This window comes from Actinomyces sp. oral taxon 175 str. F0384, from assembly GCF_000223355.1.
Lineage (GTDB): Bacteria > Actinomycetota > Actinomycetes > Actinomycetales > Actinomycetaceae > Actinomyces > Actinomyces oris.
The window spans coordinates 122,383-140,108 of record NZ_AFUR01000006.1 but is presented as its reverse complement, the minus strand read 5'-3'; the positions used below and the strand labels follow the sequence as shown (position 1 = coordinate 140,108).

Annotated in this window: 12 protein-coding genes; 8 read left to right on the top strand and 4 right to left on the bottom strand. The window is 71.0% G+C overall.

Translation table 11 applies throughout. From position 1 onward, the window contains the following. Positions 1–26: 26 nt before the first annotated feature. Both HMPREF9058_RS09280 and valS read right to left on the bottom strand, forming a co-directional pair. Complete coding sequence (locus HMPREF9058_RS09280; protein ID WP_009407214.1) at positions 27–572, bottom strand: GNAT family N-acetyltransferase; 546 nt, start codon at positions 570–572, stop codon at positions 27–29. Between the two features lie 113 nt (positions 573–685). Next, on the bottom strand, positions 686–3,502 hold the full coding sequence (valS, locus tag HMPREF9058_RS09275) for a valine--tRNA ligase (protein ID WP_009407209.1): 2,817 nt from the start codon (positions 3,500–3,502) through the stop codon (positions 686–688). A gap of 191 nt (positions 3,503–3,693) precedes the next feature. Between valS and arc the strand changes: the two genes are divergently transcribed. From arc to HMPREF9058_RS09235, 8 genes are all read left to right on the top strand, one after another. Beyond that, positions 3,694–5,343 carry a proteasome ATPase gene (gene arc, locus HMPREF9058_RS09270; protein WP_009407328.1) on the top strand — a complete coding sequence of 550 codons (1,650 nt, stop codon included), beginning with the start codon at positions 3,694–3,696 and terminating at the stop codon, positions 5,341–5,343. Between the two features lie 5 nt (positions 5,344–5,348). After that, positions 5,349–7,124, top strand: a complete 1,776-nt coding sequence (locus tag HMPREF9058_RS09265; RefSeq protein WP_009407023.1) for a proteasome accessory factor PafA2 family protein — start codon at positions 5,349–5,351, stop codon at positions 7,122–7,124. Beyond that, entirely contained in the window at positions 7,121–7,309 is a 189-nt protein-coding gene (locus HMPREF9058_RS09260; RefSeq protein WP_003786115.1) for a ubiquitin-like protein Pup, read from the top strand. The genes HMPREF9058_RS09265 and HMPREF9058_RS09260 overlap by 4 nt, the downstream gene beginning before the upstream one ends. Then, positions 7,306–8,850: a proteasome accessory factor PafA2 family protein gene (locus tag HMPREF9058_RS09255; protein ID WP_009406976.1), complete on the top strand. Its 1,545-nt coding sequence runs from the start codon at positions 7,306–7,308 to the stop codon at positions 8,848–8,850. Before HMPREF9058_RS09260 ends, HMPREF9058_RS09255 begins: the two co-directional genes overlap by 4 nt. A 408-nt stretch (positions 8,851–9,258) precedes the next feature. Further along, positions 9,259–9,894, top strand: a complete 636-nt coding sequence (locus tag HMPREF9058_RS09250; protein WP_009407117.1) for an ECF transporter S component — start codon at positions 9,259–9,261, stop codon at positions 9,892–9,894. Positions 9,895–9,964: 70 nt separating this feature from the next. Continuing rightward, positions 9,965–12,298 (top strand): ATP-binding cassette domain-containing protein, encoded by a 2,334-nt coding sequence (locus HMPREF9058_RS09245; RefSeq protein ID WP_009747881.1) that lies wholly within the window; start codon positions 9,965–9,967, stop codon positions 12,296–12,298. Positions 12,299–12,308: 10 nt separating this feature from the next. After that, complete coding sequence (locus HMPREF9058_RS09240; RefSeq protein ID WP_009747945.1) at positions 12,309–14,156, top strand: ABC transporter ATP-binding protein; 1,848 nt, start codon at positions 12,309–12,311, stop codon at positions 14,154–14,156. Between the two features lie 2 nt (positions 14,157–14,158). Next, positions 14,159–15,928 carry an ABC transporter ATP-binding protein gene (locus tag HMPREF9058_RS09235; RefSeq protein WP_009407297.1) on the top strand — a complete coding sequence of 590 codons (1,770 nt, stop codon included), beginning with the start codon at positions 14,159–14,161 and terminating at the stop codon, positions 15,926–15,928. A gap of 69 nt (positions 15,929–15,997) precedes the next feature. On the opposite strand, the gene HMPREF9058_RS09230 is transcribed toward HMPREF9058_RS09235, so the two are convergent. Both HMPREF9058_RS09230 and HMPREF9058_RS09225 read right to left on the bottom strand, forming a co-directional pair. Continuing rightward, positions 15,998–16,684, bottom strand: coding sequence for a sirohydrochlorin chelatase (locus HMPREF9058_RS09230; protein ID WP_009747797.1), 687 nt, complete (start codon positions 16,682–16,684; stop codon positions 15,998–16,000). Beyond that, on the bottom strand, positions 16,681–17,724 hold the full coding sequence (locus tag HMPREF9058_RS09225) for a sulfite exporter TauE/SafE family protein (RefSeq protein WP_009407211.1): 1,044 nt from the start codon (positions 17,722–17,724) through the stop codon (positions 16,681–16,683). The genes HMPREF9058_RS09230 and HMPREF9058_RS09225 overlap by 4 nt, the downstream gene beginning before the upstream one ends. Positions 17,725–17,726: the final 2 nt, after the last annotated feature.

Here is a 17,726-nt window from a genome sequence, read left to right as displayed (position 1 = left end):
CCGGAGCCGCTACGGATTGCGTCCCCCTACTCCGGGAGCCCCACATACTTGACGAAGCGGAAGGAGAGGTCCTTGTCCATGCCCGGGGCACAGGGGGCGGGGTGATGCTCATTGAAGAACTCCACGATATGAAAACCGCACTTGTTGACGTAGAAGTGGATGTTGCGCACCTCGAAGTAAGGGGTCACCAGCTCCCACTCCCGCACATCGGGGTACGCCTCCTCGATGGCGGTCCATGCGCGTGCGCCGATGCCGCGCCCGTGCGCGCTCGCATTGATCGCGATAATCTCGACCTCTCCGCGATCTCCCTCCACTGTGAGGATAACGCCGCCGACCGCAGTGCCGTCCTCAATGATGCGTAGAGCCTGGGCATCGGACCTGCTGAGTGACTCCTCAATGTCCTCTCGCGGAAGGATCGGAGGGGCGGCGGGGTTGACGGTTCCGTCCTCGAGCAGGGATGTGTCGATGAATGAGTCTCGTGCGTCGCCCACGAAGTGCTCGAAGGCCTCCTGCAGGTCGGCGATGAAGGACTCGCGGTCGGCGGCATCCAGGGGCTTCAGGCTGATCGTCATCGAGACGAGTGTATGAGACCGTCGTCAGGGAGCGCTGAGCAGATCGACGACGACGGTGGCGCCGCCCAAGGGAGACGGCGCCACCGTTCGTCACAGGACCGGGTGCTCGCGGCTCACTTCTTCTTGGCCGGGGCCTCGCCGAGCTCTGCGGCGGTCACGGTCACCGGGGAAGCGCCTTCAGCCGAGTCGGCTGCCGGGGCGGCCTGCTCCACAGTGAAGGTGCCAGTCACCTTGGCGGCCTCCGTCAGGTCCGCACGCACCGCCTCGATGGCCTCGGCGTACTCGGGCCGGTCGGCAGCAACGGCCAGCGCCACTGAGAGGATCGGTGTCTTCTGACTCGTCTTGGCTTCCGACTTCACCTTGCGCAGTGCCGCCAGGGCGACTCCCGCACGGGCCACCAGCTCGGCGTCGGCCCCGGTGGAGGCCTCCCGCAGACCATCGGACTGCGGCCAGGCGGCCCGGTGCACCGAGCCGGTGCGGTACCAGCTCCACACCTCCTCGGTCGCGAAGGGCAGGAAGGGGGCCAGCAGGCGCACGAAGGTGTCCACGGCGATCGCCAGCGTCGCCCGCGCCGAGCGGACGGCGGCGTCGTCGTGAGATCCGTCGAAGTCATTGGCCCGGTCCTTGACCAGCTCGATGTAGTCATCGCAGAAGGTCCAGAAGAAGGACTCGGTGACCTCCAGGGCCCGGGCGTGACCGAACTCCTCGAAGGCCGCCGTGGCGGCGTCGACGACGTCGGCCAGAGCCGCCAGGACCGCGCGGTCGATCGGCTCGCTGACCACCGAGGCGTCCAGGCAGGGGACGGGGGCCGCGGCCACGGTGGCCTCGTCGGCGTCCCACGGGATCCCCATGGACAGGGCGAACTTGGAGGCGTTGAGGACCTTGATGGCCAGGCGACGGCCGATCTTGATCTGGGTCTCCTCGAAGGCCGCGTCCAGGCCCAGGCGGGCCGAGCTGGCCCAGTAGCGCACGGCGTCGGAGCCGTACTGCTCCAGCAGGCCCATGGGGGTGACGACATTGCCCTTCGACTTGGACATCTTCTTGTGGTCGGAGTCCAGGATCCAGCCCGACAGGCCGGCATTCGTCCACGGCAGGGCCGCGAACTCCAGGTTCGCGCGCACCACCGTGGTGAACAGCCAGGTACGGATGATGTCCTGCCCCTGCGGGCGCAGGTCCATCGGGTAGACCCGGCCGAAGAGGTCCTCGTCGCTCAGCCAGCCCGAGGCCAGCTGGGGAGAGAGGGAGGAAGTGGCCCAGGTGTCCATGATGTCGAGCTCGCCGACGAAACCACCGGGCTCGCCGCGCTGGTCCTCGGTGTAGCCGGCCGGGACGTCGGAGGAGGGGTCCACGGGCAGCTCGGACTCGGCCGGCGTCAGGATCGCGTCGTAGTCGACCTCGCCGTCGGCCCCGACCTGGTACCACAGCGGGAAGGGGACGCCGAAGAAGCGCTGACGCGAGACCAGCCAGTCGTTGTTGAGGCCGCGCACCCAGTTCTCGTAGCGCACGCGCATGAAGTCGGGGTGGAACTCCAGCTGGCGGCCGCGCGCGAGCAGCTCCTCGCGCAGGTCGGTGCCGGAGGCCGGGTTCGTCCACTCCTTGCCGCCGTTGCGGATGTACCACTGGCGGGAGGTGACGATCTCCAGGGGCTTGTCGCCCTTCTCGAAGAAGTTGGTCTGACGCACCGTCTTGACGGGCTCGCCGCGCATCTCACCGGTCTGCGCCAGGCGGGCCACGAGGGCCTCGCGGGCCGAGAAGGTGGTCTTGCCGGCCATGGCCTCGTACATCTCGCGGCCGGACTGGGAGGTGATCCACTCGGGGGTCTCGGTCTCGATGCGCCCGTCCTTGCGAAGGATCGCTCGCAGCGGCAGCTGCAGGTCGCGCCACCAGTCGATGTCCGTGGTGTCACCGAAGGTGCAGCACATGGCGATGCCGGCGCCCTTGTCCTTCTCCGCGGCCGGGTGCGGCAGGACCGGCACCTCGACGCCGAAGACGGGGGAGGACACGGTGGTGCCGAACAGGGGCTGGTAGCGCTCGTCGTCGGGGTGGGCCACCAGGGCCACGCACGCGGGCAGCAGCTCGGGGCGGGTGGTCTCGATGCACACGTCGACGCCGTTCTCCACCGGGGCGCCGGCGGCCTCGGCCTTGGCGGCGGCGGCCTCATCGACGATGTGGAAGGCCAGGCGGTGGTAGAAGCCGGGGTACTCGCGCGACTCCAGCTCGGCCTGAGCCACCGCCGTCTGGAAGGTGACGTCCCACAGACCGGGCGCCGCGGCCTGGTAGGCCTCCCCGCGCTCGAGGTTGTGCAGGAAGGCGGTCTGGGCGACCTTGCGGGCCCGCTCGCCGATGGTCTGGTAGGTGTGCGACCAGTCCACGCTCAGGCCCAGGCGGCGCCACAGGGCCTCGAACTGCTTCTCGTCCTCCACCGTGAGGCGCTCGCACAGCTCGACGAAGTTGCGACGCGAGACCGGCACCTGGTCGCGGGCCTTGATCGACTTGCCCTCCCCGCCGGTGTGCGGGGGAGTGAAGTCCGGGTCGTAGGGCAGGGAGGGGTCGCAGCGCACCCCGAAGTAGTTCTGGACGCGGCGCTCAGTGGGCAGGCCATTGTCGTCCCAGCCCATGGGGTAGAACACCGCCTTGCCGCGCATGCGCTGGAAGCGGGCCACGGTGTCGGTGTGGGTGTAGGAGAAGACGTGCCCCACGTGCAGGGAGCCGGAGACCGTCGGCGGCGGGGTGTCGATGGAGAAGACCTCGGCGCGCTCGGCGCTGCGGTCGAAGGCGTAGGTCCCCTCGGACTCCCAGCGCTCGCCCCAGGTGGTCTCCAGGCCGTCGGTCGACACCTTGGCCGGCACTCGCGGGCTGTGGGGCTCGGAGGGCAGCAGACGGCTGGATGACGACGGGGGAGCGGAGTGGCTCGTGGGGATCTCAGACATGGGTCGATTCTGTCACGGCGTGGCCCAGGGCCTCGACCGGCTGCGGTGTGAGGTCGGCGGGCATTAACGCCGCTCCGCATGACTCGTGGATACGGATACGGGTTACGAAACGGACGCGGATTGGTACGCTTGTACCAATACGGATCGAAGGGGATCGCAGCGGCCCCGGGCCGCAGTCGAGGAGGACGCGCATGGATGAGGAACCGGTGGAGCACAAGGACCCATTGGCGCAGACGCTGACGGGCGTCTCCCAGGCCCCGTCAGCGCAGGCAGGCGGCCAGCCCGGAGAGGACGTCACCGACCGCCTGCGGGAGCTCAGCGAGCACGCCGGCGTCCTCAGCCGCAAGAACACCCATCTGGCCAACGCCCTCAGGGCGGCGCGCCAGGAGCTGGCAGCCCTCCACGAGGACGTCAAGGCCCTCCAGCTCCCGCCCCTGGCGCACGCCACCGTCCTGGCCGTGGACGCCACCGCACGCACCGCCGACGTCTCCATCGCCGGGCGGCGCCACCGGGTGGGCGTGGGACCCGGCGTCGTGTCCTCCTCCCTCCACCCCGGTGACGACGTCGTCCTCAACGAGCACCTTGTCATCACCGCCACCTGCCCGTCACCGCGCTTCGGGGAGGTCGTCACCGTCAAGGAGACCTACGACGACGGCACCGTCCTGGTCCTGGCCCGTCACGACGAGGAGCAGGTCCTCAGCCTCTCGGAGAACCTGAGCGACCACCGCCCCCGGGTCGGCGACGCCCTCGTGGCCGACCTGGCCGTGCGCATGGCGCTGCGCCCCGTGGTGCGCTCCGAGGTCGAGGAGCTCGTCCTGGAGGAGGTGCCCGACGTCGGGTACGGCGACATCGGGGGACTGGGCGAGCAGATCGAGCTCATCCGCGACGCCGTCGAGCTGCCCTTCCTCCACCCCGACCTCTACCGCGAGCACCGGCTCACCCCGCCGCGCGGGGTGCTGCTCTACGGGCCGCCCGGATGCGGCAAGACCCTCATCGCCAAGGCAGTCGCCGCCTCCCTGGGGGCCGGTGGGCGCGGCGAGGCCTACTTCCTCAACATCAAGGGCCCCCAGCTGCTGGACAAGTACGTGGGGGAGACCGAGCGGCGCATCCGCGTCATCTTCGCCCGCGCCCGGGAGAAGGCGGCCACCGGCGTGCCCGTCGTCGTCTTCTTCGACGAGATGGACTCCCTGTTCCGCACCCGCGGGTCCGGACGCTCCTCGGACGTCGAGACCACCGTCGTCCCGCAGATGCTCGCCGAGATCGACGGCGTCGACGAGCTCGACAACGTCGTGGTCATCGGTGCTACCAACCGCGAGGACATGATCGACCCGGCCATCCTGCGGCCGGGCCGCCTCGACGTCAAGATCCGCATCGGCCGGCCGGACCGGCGCGGCGCCGCCGAGATCCTGGCGACATACCTGGCCCCCGACCTCCCCATCAGCGAGGAGCTCCTGGCGGCACACGGTGACGCGCAGGGCGCGGTGGATGCCCTCATCGAGCAGGTGATCGATGCCCTCTACACCCGTCGCCGCGCCACCGAGATGGTCGAGCTCACCCGCGCCGACGGGGAGATCGAGATCCTCCACGTCGCCGACCTCGTCAGCGGCGCCATGCTCGCCAACATCGTCGACCGCGCCAAGAAGGCGGCCGTCAAGGACCTGGTCACCAAGGGCAGGCGCGGCCTGACGTCCGAGCACCTGCGCCGCGCCGTCATTGAGGAGATCATGGAGAACGAGGGCCTGCCCGCCACCGTCCACCCCGACGACTGGGCCCGCGTCAGCGGGAGGCGCGGCACCCCCGTGGTCTCCATGAGCGTGCTCCAGCGCTCGCGGGAGGAGTGAGAGCCGTGGCGCCGGCGAGCACCCAGCGGTTCCCCGGCCGTGAGGTCACGGTCATGGGCCTGGAGACCGAGTACGGCATCCTCGGGGCCGAGCCCGAGGACGTCGTGGCCGCCTGCCTGGAGGCCGAGGGCGAGGCGGGGCGCAGCCGAGGCGTGCGCTGGGACTACTCCGGGGAGTACCCCCTGCGTGACGCCCGCGGCTTCGAGATGGACCGCGCCGCGGCCGACCCCTCCATGCTCACCGACATCCCCGGAGCCGCCTCCGTCGAGGCCCCCGTCCCCGGACGGGTGCGCACCACCGCCGTCGTGCGCCTGACCGCCCAGGAGGAGGCCTGGCAGCGCGGCACCGCCACTTGCGTGGGCACCGGCGGGCGCCTCTACGTGGACCACGGTCACCCCGAGTACGCCACACCCGAGTGCACCGGTGCCGCACAGGCCGTCCTGGCCGACCGGGCAGGGGACCTCCTGGTGGCCAGAGGAGCCGAGCGGCTGCGCCGGCGCGGGGTGAAGGCCCGGCTGTTCAAGAACAACGTCGACGGCAAGGGCGCCACCTACGGCACCCATGAGAACTACCTCGTGCCCCGCGCCCTCGACTTCGACGACCTCGTTCAGGCCCTGGTCCCCCTGCTCGTGGTCCGCCCGCTCCTGGTGGGCTCGGGCCGGGTCGGCACCGGCGCTGTCGGCCAGGGCGCCGACTTCCAGATCAGTCAGCGGGCCGACTACCTGGAGAAGGTCGTCGGCCTGGGCACCACGGTGGACCGCCCCCTGGTCAACACCCGCGACGAGCCCCACGCCGACCCCCAGCGCTGGCGCCGTCTTCACCTGGTGGCAGGCGACGCCAACTGCTTCGACACCATCGCCTGGCTCAAGCTCGGCATGACCGCCCTCGTCCTCCAGGTGCTGGCCGACGGCGTCCCCGCCGCCTGGCGCCGTCTGCGCCTGGCCGACCCCGTGGCCCAGGCCCGGGAGGTCTCCCGCGACACCTGCCTTCAAGGCACGCTGGAGCTGGACGACGGGCGGCGCCTGAGCGCCCTGGAGATCCTGGAGCACTACCTGCAGGCGGTGCGCAGCCACCTGAAGGACCACGGCCGCCCCGCGCCGGCGCCGCAAGACGACCCCCTGCGCCCGGACCTGGCCGCGCTGGCCGACGGCGCCGACACCGATGGCGCCGAGACCGGCGCGATCCTCGCCTTCTGGGAGGCCTCACTGGCCTCCCTGCGCGAGCTGCAGGCCCAGTGCGCCGGTGGCCACGAGCCGGGGGAGTCGCAAGGAGCGGCCGGGCACCTGGAGTGGGTCGCCAAGAAGCAGCTCCTGGACGCCACCGCCCGCCGCCATCCCGGCGCCGGCGGACACGACGTCCTCCACGCCGTCGACCTGGCCTGGTCCGAGCTCTCCCCGGCCGGGAGGGGCCTGGCCGAGCGGGTTCCCGCCGGCGTCGACGCACGCGGTGGGCTCAGCGACGAGGTGGTGGAGACGGCCCTCGGCCAGCCGCCCACCACGACCCGGGCCTGGCTCAGGGGTAGGCTCGTGAGCGACTTCCCCGGGCAGGTGGTCGCCGCCGGTTGGCACTCCATGGTCCTGGAGACCGGTGAGAGGGCCCAGCGCCGCCTTCCCCTGACCGACACCCTGTCCTTCACCCGCACCGCCACGGCGCCGGTCCTCAAGGACGCCGCCGACGTCGTCGAGGTCCTCTCTCGCCTCACGGGCGAGCGTCCCGGCGACCCGGGGCGAGCCACCGAAGCAGTGACCACATCCGCCACCCTGTCAGGAGAGCAGACATGAGTGAGTTCGCCCAGCCGTCCCGCAGCCGCCAGGACGACCCCGCCCCCGACGACGACCCGACCCCCGCCCCCGCCGGCCCCGCCCGGGGCCAGGGCCTGGACTCGGTGCTGGACATGATCGACGACGTCCTGGCCGTCGACGCCCAGGAGTTCGTGCGCGGCTTCGTCCAGAAGGGCGGCCAGTGAGCACCAGCGCCCCGGGGCCGCGCGTCACCGGCCTGGAGACCGAGTTCGGCCTCCTGTGCGCCCCCGCGGGGCCGTCGGAAGCGACGAAAGAGGACCTGCCGGATGTCGAGCGGGCGGCGGCGCTCATCTTCCGTCACCGGCCGGTCGGCTACCGCAGCACCAACCTCTTCCTGCCCAACGGCGGGCGCCTCTACCTCGACATCGGTGCCCACCCCGAGTACGCCACCGCCGAGTGCGTGAGCGTGCGCGACCTCGTCGCCCAGGACCAGGCCGGCCGGGCGATCCTGGCCGACATGGCCAAGCGCGCCGCCGCGGGCCTCTCCCAGGAGGGGACCGCAGTCCGCTTCCACCTCCTGGCCAACAACACCGACTCCGCCGGCCACACCTACGGCTGCCACGAGAGCTACTCGGTGCCCCGCAGCCTGCTCGATGCCACCGACGGCGCATCCGGCGCCAGCAGTGAGACCACCATGGCGGTCCTCACCTCCTTCCTGGCCACGCGTCCCGTCCTGGTCGGCTCCGGGCGCCCACTGGCAGGCGGCCCGACGGAGCCGAACGACGGCGGCCGCGGTGCGGGGGAGGAGTCCGCCTGGGGTCTGTCACCGCGCGCCCCCCACCTGCAGGCCCTGACCTCGGCCGACACCACCGGGCAGCGCGCCCTGGTCAACACCCGCGACGAGCCCCACGCCGACGCCAGCCGCCTGCGGCGCCTGCACGTCACCTGCGCCGACACCACCATGGCCGAGCCGACAACGGGCCTGCGCAGCGCTGTGACCCTGCTGCTCCTGGACGCCCTTGAGGCCGGCTGGGACTTCACCGACCTGATCCTGGCCGACCCTCTGGTCACGCTGTCCGCACTGGGGGAGAGCCCCTGGGGGGACGTGCCCGCCACCATCGTCCAGGGCCGGTGCCTGAGCGCCGTCGACATCCAGGAGGCCTTCCTGGAGCGGCTGACCTCCTACCTGGACGACGCCGGAGTGCCGGACTTCCTGCGCAGCGCCGAGCATCTGCTCACCGACTTGGCGCCACGCGTCATCTCCGCGCTGCGCCACCACGACGACAGCGCCATCGACACCGAGATCGACTGGGCCATCAAGCGTCGCCTCATGCGCGCCCAGCGCGAGCGCCACCCCCAGCTGAGCGGCCAGTCCCTGGAGACCCTGCGCTCGCGGGTGGACCTGGCCTACCACGACCTCAACGCCGAGACCGGACTGGTTCCGCGCCTGGTCGCCCAGGGGGCCATGGTGAACCTGTGCGATCCGGAGGAGATCGAGCGCGCCCGCCAGACGCCCCCGGCCACGCGCGCCGCCCTGCGGGGGGCCTTCGTGGCGGCCTGTCTGGAGGTAGGCGCCGACTTCTCGGTGACCTGGGAGAGCCTGCGCCTGGACTCGCCGCCCACTGCTCCAGTGGATCTGCCGGATCCGCTGGAGACGGCCCATGAGGCCGCCGAGGCCCTGACCCAGCGGGTGCGGCGCCTGCGTCCCGAGGAGATGCACCGCATCGACCTTGTGGGACGCGGTGGACTGGGTGCGCCGGGCTGAGACTCCTGAGAGCCTGGGCCCCGCCGCCCTTCAGTGCTGTCCGCTACCGGTTTCTCCCGTCCTTTCAAAGGCTGGGGCCGGGTGTTCCCTCACGGCCCGGAGCCTGGTCGACCCTTGCGTGAACTCCCAAGAAGGAGTAAACACTTAGGTATGCCTCACCAAAGCCGATGGGGTGGGTTGCCCTCCGGGACGGCATTTCTGAGGGGTGGTTCGTTCGACGTGTCGGTCGCACAGCTCGGGTCGAGCATTTCTCTGAGCGAGTCAATAATGATAATGATTTGCAAAACAGGCTGGGGGCGGAGTAGATGTGCGGTCATCACGCCGGCGCGCCTGACGCGGCGTGCCCCGGGGCTCCGGCACGACGTCGGAGCGGTCACCGTGACTCGTGAGAACACGCAAGGAGAAAGCATGAGCACCACCAACCGCACGCCGGCCGCCACCGAGCAGGACAGGCCCTCGGTTCACACCTCATCGCGCTCAGGCCTGGCCGACTCCGCCCTGGGAACCCGCAACCTCATGATGATCGCCGCCCTGGCGGTCGTCTCCATGATCCTCCTGGTGCCTCTGAACTACCTGGCCCCGGCGGCGGGAGCCTCCCGAGACGCAGTTCTCCTGGGCTGCGCGATCATGGGACTGTGGCTCGTGCCGTACCTGCTGCCCGCAACCGTTGTGCGGCGCCCCGGCGCCGTCATGATTGCGGCTCTTCTCATGGGCATCATGTCCGTCTTCACCACCCCGGTCGGCCCCGCGGCCATCGTCGGCAACCTCATCGGCGGGGCTTTCGTCGAGGTGCCCCTGGCCATCCTGCTCTACCGGAAGTGGACCTGGTGGTCCTTCCTCATCTCGGCGGCAACCTTCGGTCTGCTCAACGGCATCATGTACGTCTCCGTCATGAGCGCCGCAGCGGGCATGGCCTCGGCGAGCGCCGGTGTCGTCATCGCCGTGGTCTCGGCCCTGGTCGGCGGCGGCCTCACCATTGTCCTGACCCGACTGCTCAACCGCGCTGGCGTCGGCATCGATCACCGCACGACCAGCCGTGCCTGAGACAGTGCCCGCCGTGTCCGACGCGCCGGCGGTGGAACAGCCGCATGGCGGGCCGGAAGGATCGGCCCTGGTGAGCATCGAGGGCCTGAGCGTCCACTACCTCGGACGCGAGAGCTGGGTCCTGGATGCCGTCGACCTGACCCACCTGCGCGCTCAGGTCACCGCCGTCATCGGCCCCTCGGGCTGCGGCAAGACCACCCTCGTGCGCGCGCTGTGCGGCCTCATCCCGCACTGCCTGCCCTCGGAGTACGCCGGCAGCCTGAGACTGGCCGGCACCGAGGTCGCCGACGCCACCGTCCAGAACCTGGCCCAGACCGTCGCCTACGTCGGCCAGAGCCCCGACGCCGCCGTCGTCACCCGCACCGTCCACGACGACGTCGCCTTCCCACTGCAGAACCTGTGCCTGACCAGGTCGGAGATCACCGCGCGGGTCGAGCAGGCCCTGCGCGCGGTGGGACTCATCGAGCGCATCTGGGACGATCCCTGGACGCTCTCGGGCGGACAGCGTCAACGGCTCGCGCTCGCCGTCGCCCTGGCCATGCGCCCACAGCTCCTCGTGCTCGACGAGCCGACCAGCACTATCGATGCCACCGGCCGGGACGAGTTCTATACCCTCATCTCCTCCCTGGCCACCTCCGGGACGGCGGTCGTCGTCATCGACCACGACCTCGACCCGGTGCTGCCCATCGTCGATCAGGTCCTGGCCCTCAACGCCGACGGGCGGACCATCGCCGTCGGCTCGCCGCGGGAGGTCTTCATGAGCCACCGCCGCGAGCTGACCGACGCCGGAGTGTGGATGCCCCGAGCTCTGCGTGAGGCCGGCGACGACCTCCCCGCGGGGATGCAGGCCTCGGAGGCGGCGCTGACCTGTGCCGAGGCCGGAATCCGGGTGCCCCGGCTCGCCGACCTGTGCGCCGAGGGCGAGGTGCGCTACCTGGAGAAACAGGTGCGGGAATCCGCTGAGAGCTGGCAGCAGGTCGAGGCCATCGACACCCGCGAGGTAGTAGCCGGCCACCCCCGGATAGAGCCCCGAACCAGCGTCGAGCTGGTCGACCTCGAGGTCCCGGGGCGCGCCCCCCGGGTGTCCCTGCGCCTGGGCGGCGGCGAGCTCGTGGCGCTGGTCGGACCCAACGGCGCGGGCAAGTCCTCGATCCTGTCCGCCCTGGCCGGACTCGTCCGCTCACGGGCCGACAAGGCAATGGTTGGCGGCCGGGACGTCGGCAAGGGCAAGCACCTGGTCGGATACGTCTTCCAGAACCCCGAGCACCAGTTCGTGGCCACCACCGTCGGGGCGGAGCTCGCCGTCGGAGGGACCTCGCCGGAGCGGGTCAGTGAGCTCCTCGAGCAGTTCCACCTGACCGCCCACCGGAACCACCATCCCCTGACCCTCTCGGGCGGTCAGGCCCGCAGGCTCTCGGTGGCCACCATGGTCAGCGAGGAGCGCGACGTCGTCGTCCTGGACGAGCCCACCTACGGGCAGGACTGGGACAACACCTGTGAGCTCATGGACTTCATCGACCAGCTGCGCCACCAGGGGCGCACGGTCATCATGGCCACCCACGACCTCGAGCTCGCCCTGGAGCACTGCACCCACATCGTCGCCCTGCCCGGGGCGGCCGGAACCGGAGCAGCGGACTCGCGCGTCGGTCTGCCCGAGCCCGCCCCGGTACCGCCCCGGCCCCAGCCACGGCGAGGCCTGTTCACCTCGCTCAACCCCTTGACCCTCTTCGCCTCGGTCCTACCGGTCATGGTGATGGTCTTCGCCCTGCGCAACCATCACCTCAACCTGGGCGTCCTGCTGACCTCCTCGGTCCTCATCGTCGCCGCGCGCGCCTCCCTGAGACGCACTGTGGCCTCGGTGGTCGCCCCCTGGGTGGTCACCGCACTCATGATGTGGATCTTCAGTAGCGGGGTCCACCACCAGGAGACGGCCGCGCGCCTCTACGACCTGGGTGACGCGGTGACGGGAGGGACCGGTATCGGCTCGCTCATCGCACTGGTCCTCGTCTCGGGCGTCTCCACCGACCCCGAGGCCCTCATCCGCACCCTGACCACTACCTTCCACATGCCCTACCGCCTCGGGGCGGCGGGGACCGCGGCCATCGCCTTCATCACCCGCTTCCACGGCGACTTCGTCCTCCTGCGCACCGCCAGGGCGCTGCGCGGGGTCGGCGGCCGCTGGGGGATGCTCGCGCCCGTGGTCCGCTGGATCGGCTCCATCCTGCCGCTGATGATCCTGGCCATCCAGCACGCCGAGCGCGTCGCCCTGTCCATGGACTCACGTGCCTTCGGCGCCCACCGACGGCGCACCGAGATGACCGACGAGCCCTGGAGAGGATGCGACTGGGGAGTCGTTGTTCTCACCTGGGCGATGGCCCTCATCATCTGGAACACCCTCCGCTGAGGAGACAACCATGCCTAAGCAACCGATGCACCGGACGAGTCACCAGGAGGTCGCAGGCGTTGCCGTCGGCGACCTCATCCGACCGGCGCGCCCGGCCATGATTGCGACCGGGCTGCTGACCGCGCTCGGAGCGCTGCTGTCCATCGTCCCCTTCGAGGCCATGCGCAACATGGCGGCCATCTGGCTGGGCGAGACCTCACCGCAGGGCTGGCGCGGCAGCCTGTGGATCTGGGCGGCCATCGCCGTCGGGGCGCTCTTCGCCTCCCAGGCCCTCTACCTGGCGGGTCTGGGGATCACGCACCTGGCCGAGGCCCGGCTGCGCCACCACCTGCGTGAGCGGGTCGTCGAGGCCATCAGCGGCCTGCCCCTGGGGCGGGTGGCGCAGATCCCGCACGGCACCATCCGCAAGATGGTCTGCGACGACACCACCTCCATCCACACCCTCGTCGCCCACGTCCCCGGGGACGCCACCAACGCCGTCGTCATGGCGGCGGCGGGGACGGCCTACCTGCTGTGGACCGACTGGCGCCTGGCCTGTGCGCTGGTGGGGCTGTGGGTCCTCGCCCTGGGCGCGATGCTCCTGACCATGACTGGCCTGTCGGGCATCACCGAGCGCTTCGGGGTCGCTCAGACCGCGCTGGCCGCCGCGACCGTCGAGATGCTCGAGGGCATCAAGGAGATCAAGGGCTTTCAGGCCACCGACGCCTCCCGCACGCGCTTCAGCCAGGCGCGCACCGAGTTCTCCAGGCTGTCCTACGAGTGGGTGAGCAGGTCCGGGAAGGCCATCAGCGCCATGACCGCCGTCCTGCGTCCCTCCACGGTCTTCGCCACGGTCGCGCTCCTGGCTGTCCTGTTCACCTCCCAGGGCTGGACGCCCCTGTCGGCCACCCTGCCGTTCTTCCTGGTGGCCCTCGGACTGCCGGAGGGACTCATGACCCTCATCGGCCTCATGCAGCACATGTACGAGTCCAGGATGGCCGCCCAGGCCACCGCGGACCTGCTCTCCCTGCCGGCGATGCCCGAGGGAACCCATGACGAGGGCGAGGGACCCGCCCCCGGGCGCGTCGACGTCGAGGACGTCACCTTCTCCTACGAGGCCGGCTCCCCGGTCCTGCACGGCGCCTCCTTCACCGCCGAGCCCGGAACCGTGACAGCGCTCGTCGGCCCCTCCGGCGGGGGCAAGTCGACCCTGGCCCGCCTCATCGCCCGCTTCTACGACGTCGACGACGGAGCCGTGCGCATCAGCGGCGTCGACGTGCGCGAGGCGACCTTCCCCTGGCTGCTCTCGCGCGTGGCGGTCGTGCTGCAGGACGTGGCCCTGGCCCACGAGTCCGTCCACGACAACATCGCCCTGGGGCGCCCCGACGCCACCCGGGAGCAGGTCGAGGCCGCTGCCCGCGCGGCCTGCATCCATGAGCGCATCGCGCGTCTGCCCCATGGCTACGACACGATTCTGGGTGAGGAAGGCGGGTTCCTCTCCGGAGGGGAGCGTCAGCGCGTCACCCTGGCGCGCGCCTACCTCCAGGACGCCCCCGTCCTCGTCCTGGACGAGGCCACCGCCCAGGCCGACCCGGCCTCCGAGCGCGACATCCACCAGGCCCTGTCCCGGCTCGCCGCCGGGCGGACCGTCATCATCATCGCCCACCGCCTGTCCACGATCCGCGACGCAGACCAGATCCTCGTCGTCGACGCCGGACGCATCACCGAGCGCGGCACGCACGAGGAGCTGCTGGCCGCCGGCGGACGCTATGCCGCCATGTGGCGCAGTCAGGACCTGAGTGAGGAGACCGATGCCGCCGCACTGACCGCCCAGATCGACCGGCTGAGAGCCGAATCCGCCGGGCAGGAGGAGAAGTAACCATGTGGAAGCTGCTGACGCGAGTCGTCAACGCCGCCGAGATGCGCACCATCATCGCCTGGTTCGTAGCCTCCGCCGTCCTCCAGGGCCTCACCCTGGCCCTCATGATCCCCTTCCTGCGCGCCCTCTACTCCCGCTCGCAGTTCCTGACCGCCTGGCTGATCGCCGTCGTGGTCATGGCGGTGAGCGCCGCGCTGGTCGACACCATCGCCATGCACCGCTCCTACCGGGTCAGTGTCTTCGAGGTCTGCGACACCATGATCGACCGCGTCGCCGATCACGTCCTGACCCTGCCGCTGGGCTGGTTCAGCGCCGAGCGGGAGGCCGCCGTCGTCAACGCCACCTCCAAGGAGGTCAACACCCTCTCCCACCTGGCCTCCATGGTGATCCCCAACCTTTGCAACGCCTTCATCGTCCCGCTGGTCATGCTCGGGGCCACCGCCGTCGTCGAATGGCCCCTGGCGCTCATCATGGCCGCCGCCGTCGTCCCGCTGGTCCTGACGTGGCGGCTCATGGGCGCCGCGACCACTCACGCCAACGAGATGGAGGACCGTACGTCGAGCGCCGCGGCCGGACGCCTCGTGGAGTTCGCCCGACTCCAGCCCGTGCTGCGCGCCACCGGTGCCACCAAGACGGGCTGGGCGCCGGTGCAAGCCGCCCTGGAGGCCGACTCCGCCTCCACCCTGGACGGCCTACGGGTCAAGGGCAGGCCCGGGCAGTACTTCAACCTCATCGTCAACGTCGCCTTCGCCCTGGTCATGGCGGTGGGGCTGGCACGGGTGAGTGGGCACCGGCTCGACGTCGTCGCATACCTGGCGATCATGGCCGTCACCGCGCGCACGCTCCTGCCACTGACCAAGGCCGCCATGTACGGATCCGAGGCCGACAACGCGAAGGTCGCCCTACGGGCCGTGGGGGACATTCTCGACGCGCGTCCCCTGTCCGACCCCGAGCCCGGTCAGGAGATCGAGCCCCGGGGGACCACGATCTCCCTGAACGACGTCTCCTTCTCCTACGACGCCGGCCGCCCCGTCCTGGCGGGCGTCTCCTTGAGCGCACCGCAGGGGAGAGTGACCGCCCTGGTGGGCCCGTCAGGGGCGGGCAAGTCCACGATCCTGCGTCTGGCGGCCCGGTTCTGGGACGTCGACGACGGGACCGTCACCATTGGCGGCGCACCGGTTCGCTCCATGCGCGCCTCGACGATCATGGGCATGACCTCCATGGTCTTCCAGGACGTCTACCTGTTCGACACCACGATCCGGGAGAACCTGCGCATCGCCCGGCCCGAGGCCACCGACGCCGAGCTGGCCGAGGCTGCCCGGCGCGCCCGCCTGGACCGCGTCATCGAGGCGCTGCCGCACGGGTGGGACACGCAGGTCGGTCCCGGCGGGATGAGCCTGTCCGGCGGGGAGCGCCAGCGCGTCGCCATCGCCCGGGCCTTCGTCAAGGACGCCCCGATCCTGCTGCTCGACGAGATCACCTCGGCCCTGGACGGGGAGAACGAGTCCGCCATCACCGAGGTGGTGCGCGAGCTCTCCGAGGGGCGCACCGTCATCGTGGTGGCCCACCGCCTGTCCACCGTCCGCCAGGCCGATGAGGTCGTCTTCCTCGAGCCGACTCAGGCCGGCGCCCGTGTGGCCCAGCGCGGTACGCCCCAGGAGCTGGCTGCCGTCACCGGCCCCTTCCGTGAGTTCATCGAGGCCTCCACGGCCTCCTCGCGCTGGCACATCTCCTCCTTGGCGGCAGTGGCATCCTCCGCTGAGGGCGACTGAGAAACGGTGTCGGAGCGCCCGTAAGGCCCCGTGAGGAGCACCTGCGGCGGTGGCGGGGTGCGCCCGCGGTCAGGCGACCTGTTCCCGGTAGCGGTGGGCCACCAGCTCGGCGAGCGCCGGGTGGTCGCCGATGGGAGCGGCCACGACGTCGGCTCCCGTGGAGTGCAGTGCCCGGTGGAAACGCCCTTCCGCCAGCAGGTAGGTGGCCACGCCCACCCGCCTGGCGCCTCGGGCCCGGGCCGTGCTCACCGCGTCACGGACGCTGGGGCGCGCAGCCGAGAGGTAGGCGGGTGTCACCTCGCGCCCCAGGCGCGCCTCGAGCAGGCGAGTGATGGTCTCAACCTCCTCCAGTGCCACCGCCTGGCGCGACCCGGCCGCGCCCAGGACGATGTGGTCGAGCCCTGCAAGCCCGCCCAGGGGCGCGGATGCCTCGTGGAGACGCTGCGCGACGGCCTCCACCAGGTGCTCCTCGACCCCCAGGTGCCCGGTGACCGTCCCCGACCCGTGTCGTTCCACTGCGGCCGGTACGTCATGGACGACGTGATAGCCGCGGGCCAGGAAGAAGGGCAGCACCACCGGATCCACCAGCCCCTCCAGGGCCGTGGCCGGGTCCGGGGGCTGGAGCTCGATGTAGCCGGTGCGCACCTCCACCCCCGGCAGGATCGTGCCGACGCGCTCAGCGGTGCGGGACAGGACCGAGGACGGCCCGGGCCTGCGCGAGCCGTGGGCCAGCAGCACCAGGGGACGAGTGCTCATGCCGGCTCCACCACCAGAACCGTGTGCGTGTGAGGACGAGTCGGCTCGACCGGCCTCGGGGTGACGGGACCGCCGGCGGCGATCGCCTCCTCCAGGACAGCAGTCTCAGGCTCGTGGCCGCGTAGAGGATCGGTGCGGACCTCCTCAAGCACCTGCTCGGTCTCCTCTCGAATCTCTGTAGCGGTGGCGCGTGCCTTGCGGACCGCCAGGGTCAGGAAGGCCACCCAGATCACCCCGAGCGCGCCGTACAACACGACCCCGGTTCGGGCCGAGGCCTCGGACCAGGACAGTAGCACCCGCAGGTTCGTGGCCAGGATCAGCCCGCCGACGGCGGTGCCCAGCACCGCTCCGGGTAGGCGGGAGACCAGCCAGGCGGAGATCGGTGCGGCCACGAGCCCACCGGCCAGCAGGGTCAGGACGATGCCGAGGCTGATGCCCGCGGTGCCCAGTCCGGTGAGGAATCCGGCCGAGGCCGCCACCGTCACCAGGAACTCCGAGGCCCCCACCGAGCCGACCACGGTGCGCGGCGCTGTGCGACCACCCGTGAGCAGCGTCGTCGTCACGACCGGTCCCCAGCCGCCACCACCGGTGGCGTCAACGAAACCGCCCACCAGTCCCAGGGGAACCAGGAGCCGCCTACCGTGCGGGGATCGCCGGCTACCGGATCCGCTGGGCGGGCGCAGGGCGAAGCGCCCCAGGACATAGGTCCCCAGCAGGATCAGCAGGCTCGCCGTCACCGGGGTCGCCGCGCGGGTCGACAGGTGAGACAGAACCGCGGCGCCGCTGAAGGCCCCCACCGCGCCGGGCAGCCCCAGCCGGACCACCAGGCGAGGATCGGTGTTGCCCAGCCTCCAGTGGGAGGCACCTGAGGCCAGGGTCGTGCCGATCTCGGCCAGGTGCACGGAGGCCGAGGCCAGTGCCGGGCTCAGCCCGGCCAGAAGCAGCAGGGAGGAGGAGGTCATGCCGTACCCCATCCCGAGGGAGCCGTCGACCAGCTGGGCGGCCAGGCCGACGAGGGCGAGAAGAACAAGCTTGCGCATCA